Origin of the sequence: Corynebacterium sp. HMSC055D05 (assembly GCF_001810365.1) — a bacterium.
GTDB classification, from domain to species: Bacteria; Actinomycetota; Actinomycetes; order Mycobacteriales; family Mycobacteriaceae; genus Corynebacterium; species Corynebacterium coyleae.
Genome location: NZ_KV801071.1, coordinates 7572 through 8906 on the forward strand (window position 1 = coordinate 7572; position 1335 = coordinate 8906).

At 59.3% G+C, this 1335-nt stretch carries 1 protein-coding gene; it reads right to left on the bottom strand.

Annotated elements, in window-relative coordinates:
• Positions 1–1335, bottom strand: a 1335-nt coding sequence (locus HMPREF2734_RS05810) for a YPDG domain-containing protein (protein ID WP_210384739.1), incomplete at both ends; no start/stop codon positions are given.

A 1335-nucleotide genomic window follows, 5' to 3' on the forward strand; every position in this document is an offset into this window, starting at 1 on the left:
CGATGGTCACGCCATCCGGGGTGTTCTCACCCGGAGTGAAGGTCGTGCCATCCGGGGCCGTGGTCGGGTTGCCGTCCTTGTCCTTGAACTCCGGAGCAGGAACGGTCACGTCCTCACCAGGCTTACCCGAACCATCCTTGTACTCCGGCTCGTAGTCCAGGTTCTGGTTCGGAACCTTCGGGTTGGTCTTGTCTTCCTTCTCCTTCTCATCCGGGATGCCATCACCGTCATCGTCCGGATCCTCGGTATCAGGCGTGCCATCACCGTCGGTATCCAGCTTGAACTTCGCAGTCGCGTCGTCGGTGGACTTGTCCGGGTAGGTCACAATGACCGGAACATCGAACTCCTCAACGGTGTCCGCGTTGAGCTTCGACTTATCCGGGAACGTCACGGTGATCTCACCGGTGTTCTCGTCGATAGTGACCACGTAGCCCTCGGGAGCCGTGAAACCATCAGTGATCTTGAACGTCGAGCCCTCAGGAGCAGTTGCCTCCTTGCCATCCTTGCCGGTGAAGAACGGCGAAGACTTCGTCTCCTTGCCCGGGACAACAAGCTTGTCCTCGTAGGACGGCTCGTAAAGGTCAGCGTCCTTATCGACAGGAGCCGGAACGTCCTTGTCGGTCACCGTGACAGTGACGTCAACGGTGTCCTTGGAGCCATCCGGGTAGGTCACAACAACCGGAACCGTGATCTTGTCACCCGGCTTGGCATCCTCCGGAATAGTCACCGTGATCTCGCCGGTGTTCTCATCGACGGTCACGCCATCCGGAACATTCTCACCCGGGGTGAACTTCGTGCCCTCCGGCGGCGTGGTCGGGTTGCCGTCCTTGTCCTTGAACTCCGGAGCAGGAACGGTCACGTCCTCACCAGGTTTACCGGAACCATCCTCGTATACCGGCTCGTAGTCCAAGTTCTGGTTCGGAACCTTCGGGTTGGTCTTGTCTTCCTTCTCCTTCTCATCCGGGATGCCGTCACCATCATCGTCCGGATCTTCGGTATCAGGTGTGCCATCACCGTCGGTGTCCAACTTGAAGTTGGCCGTCGTGCTGTCGGTGGACTTGTCCGGGTAGGTCACCGTCACCGGAACATCGAACTCCTCAACGGTGTCCACGTTGAGCTTCGACTTATCCGGGAAGGTCACGGTGATCTCGCCGGTGTTCTCGTCGATCTCGACGACATAGCCCTCGGGCGCCGTGAAGCCCTCGGTGATCTTGATCGTCGAGCCTTCCGGAGCGGTCGCGTCCTTGCCATCCTTGTCGGTGAAGGTCGGCGAAGACTTCGTCTCCTTGCCCGGGACGACGAGCTTGTCCTCGTAGGACGGCTCGTAAAGGTCAG